The sequence below is a fragment of the Synechococcus sp. WH 5701 genome (assembly GCF_000153045.1).
Classification (GTDB): domain Bacteria; phylum Cyanobacteriota; class Cyanobacteriia; order PCC-6307; family Cyanobiaceae; genus Regnicoccus_A; species Regnicoccus_A antarcticus.
Genome location: NZ_AANO01000018.1, coordinates 1 through 2,401, shown reverse-complemented (window position 1 = coordinate 2,401; position 2,401 = coordinate 1). Strand labels below are relative to the sequence as shown.

Here is a 2,401-nt window from a genome sequence, read left to right as displayed (position 1 = left end):
GCCTTGGCGGCGATCAGCTGCGCAATCTTGTTGCCCTCGAGGACACCTAACCATGAACACAAACAGCAACCACAACAACACCGGCATCACCGCCATTGGCGATGACGGCTTAGGGCAACAGCCTTGGTGGGTTGAGCAATGGATGGAGCTGATCAACGGCTACCGATTCAAGAAACGCCTCGAACGCGCCTGGGGCTATGCCCGCGAGGGCAACGTCACCTCCATTCGCTTCGAGGGACGCCGGGTGCATGCGCGGGTGCAGGGCACCGATGAAGAGCCCTACAAAGTGAAACTTTGGCTCGATGTTCTCAATGATGAGGACTGGGGCTATGTGCTCGAGGCACTCACCCAAAAAGCACGCTGGTCCGCTCAACTGTTGGCTGGGATCATGCCGTCCGACATCGAACGGGCCTTCGCTGCCAGTGGCAAACGCCTGTTTCCGTTCAAACTTCAAGAGGTGCGCAGCGAGTGCAGCTGCCCAGACAAGGCCAACCCCTGCAAGCACATCAGTGCGGTGTACTTCCTGATGGGGGATCGCTTCAGCGAGGACCCCTTCGTGCTGTTCCAGCTCCGAGGACGCAATCGCTCAAAGCTGCTGGAAGACTTAGCCGAAAAACGACGTAAAGCGCTGGCGGCCATGGTGAAAACCAACGCCATCGGCAAGCAAAAGGCCGCCTCCATTTCAAAGAAGGCTCCTGAGGAAACCACGGCCACCCCCGCCCATCCCGCCGTGCTTGATCCGGCCCTTTGGTGGCATTACAACCGCAGCCTCGACGGCGATCTGGTTGTGGTGACGGCGGCACTCGAAGGTGACACGGGCCTCGATGCCGCCGGTGAATTGCCCCTCGCCGAAGACCCGCGATTTCCAGAGGCCCGCAACACATTCCTCGGCAACCTCAAAGCCCACGGGCAAGCCAGTGGCCAACGGGGGATGCTTTCAGCCATGGGAGCCGGCAGCTGAATTAAGCGTTCCTGCCCACCAGCCATGGCATTCGAGCCCCCCTGGGTATGTACGAACCAACAGGGCCTGGTGGGACAGCTGCTGCAGTCCCACCAACGGGCCTTCCAAACGCCACTGATTGCTTCGCCTCGACGGCAACCATCCCTGCGCCTGAGCTGTCAGGAACTATTCGCCTGCGGGTTCCCTGTGCTGGCCCATGACGGCAGCCCAGAACCGAAGCTCACCTATGCCAATGCCGCTGCTCTAGTCCTATGGGATGCCCCATGGGCTGAGCTGGTGGGACTGCCATCACGCCTCACCGCTCCAACCGCCGAACAAGCCGAACGCTCCCTTGCCCTCAGCAAAGCCAAATGCGAAGACGCCATCAAGGGCTATAGCGGAATCCGCATCAGCCGCAAAGGGAGACGATTCATGATTCAAAACGCCCGAATCTGGACCCTTTGGGATCAACACCAACACGCCTGTGGTCAAGCCGCAAGCTTCAGCAATTGGTGGTGGATTTGAAGCCGTTCGGTTTCAACGACACCTGAGAGTAGCAACCGAACCAAGTCGTATAGACCGAATCAAATCAGACGGTTCTTACGCTCCTCGTTCTCATCAAGACCACGCAGATTGCTGTGGCGGGCAAACAACCAAGTCCGCAGATGTTCAACTCTTCGGACCAAAAATCATGATCACTCTTCGTCAATCACCCTTCGAACTGTTCGAGCGACTGGAGCAACAAGTGGCCACCGCGGAGCGCGTGCCCCACGCCGAAATCCTGGAAGCCGAATCCACTTACACCGTACGCCTGGAACTACCTGGCGTGGACCACGACTCGATCGACATCAAGGCCACAGACCGCAACCTTGTGATTACTGCCGAACGCCCTTCTACCCCTGACGCCGACAGCCTTTCCCCAGTGCTCAGCGAATTCCGCACTGGCACTTGGAGCCGGAGCTTCCGCTTCCCCCATAGCCTCAACAGAGAGCAGCTGAAGGCCAGCTATCGCGACGGCATCCTGGAGATCACCGCTGGAAAAGCGGTCGAACACACCAGCGTGTCGGTGCAGATTGAAAAGTGATTTTCAAGGATCAATTCATGAAGATCAAGGGATAACTTTCACGCCCTAAGACGATTCCATCTTCACCACAGGAAACGCACCAAAACGAACGGATCCCACCCCCGCTTCCACGGGGGTTTTTGATTGGATCCATATCTGAATCGATCACTCATTAAGCACCAACCCCGAAAAAGGCATTAGCAATAAACAGCAAGCTGAAGACAAGAAAGAACAGCAAGCCAAACCAACACAATCCACGCATCACCGGTCCATAACGATGCTCAACCGGAACGAGACTGCTGTTGATCGTGTCCATCGCCATCCAGGCGAACAGAGGAGCGGACAGAAAACTGCCGGTCATCGCGCCAAAGACGAAGTCCTTCACACCAATACCGCCG

Annotated in this window: 3 protein-coding genes and 1 pseudogene; 3 read left to right on the top strand and 1 reads right to left on the bottom strand. The window is 57.4% G+C overall.

Annotation, left to right across the window (positions count from 1 at the left end):
* Positions 1-52 precede the first annotated feature (52 nt).
* From WH5701_RS00050 to WH5701_RS00045, 3 genes are all read left to right on the top strand, one after another.
* A complete protein-coding gene (locus WH5701_RS00050; RefSeq protein WP_006169694.1) occupies positions 53-961 on the top strand; it encodes an SWIM zinc finger family protein in 909 nt (302 codons plus the stop codon).
* A 24-nt stretch (positions 962-985) separates the two neighbouring features.
* Positions 986-1,465 carry an MEKHLA domain-containing protein gene (locus WH5701_RS15940; protein WP_006169693.1) on the top strand — a complete coding sequence of 160 codons (480 nt, stop codon included), beginning with the start codon at positions 986-988 and terminating at the stop codon, positions 1,463-1,465.
* 166 nt (positions 1,466-1,631) lie between these two features.
* A complete protein-coding gene (locus WH5701_RS00045; protein WP_006169692.1) occupies positions 1,632-2,024 on the top strand; it encodes an Hsp20/alpha crystallin family protein in 393 nt (130 codons plus the stop codon).
* Positions 2,025-2,175: 151 nt separating this feature from the next.
* On the opposite strand, the pseudogene WH5701_RS17815 reads toward WH5701_RS00045, so the two are convergent.
* A pseudogene (locus WH5701_RS17815) lies at positions 2,176-2,401 on the bottom strand (divalent metal cation transporter); the annotation flags it as partial.

Coding starts and splice junctions, on each gene's coding strand:
- WH5701_RS00050 (WP_006169694.1), top strand. CDS start 53: ATGAACACAAACAGCAACCACAACAACACCGGCATCACCGCCATTGGC.
- WH5701_RS15940 (WP_006169693.1), top strand. CDS start 986: ATGGCATTCGAGCCCCCCTGGGTATGTACGAACCAACAGGGCCTGGTG.
- WH5701_RS00045 (WP_006169692.1), top strand. CDS start 1,632: ATGATCACTCTTCGTCAATCACCCTTCGAACTGTTCGAGCGACTGGAG.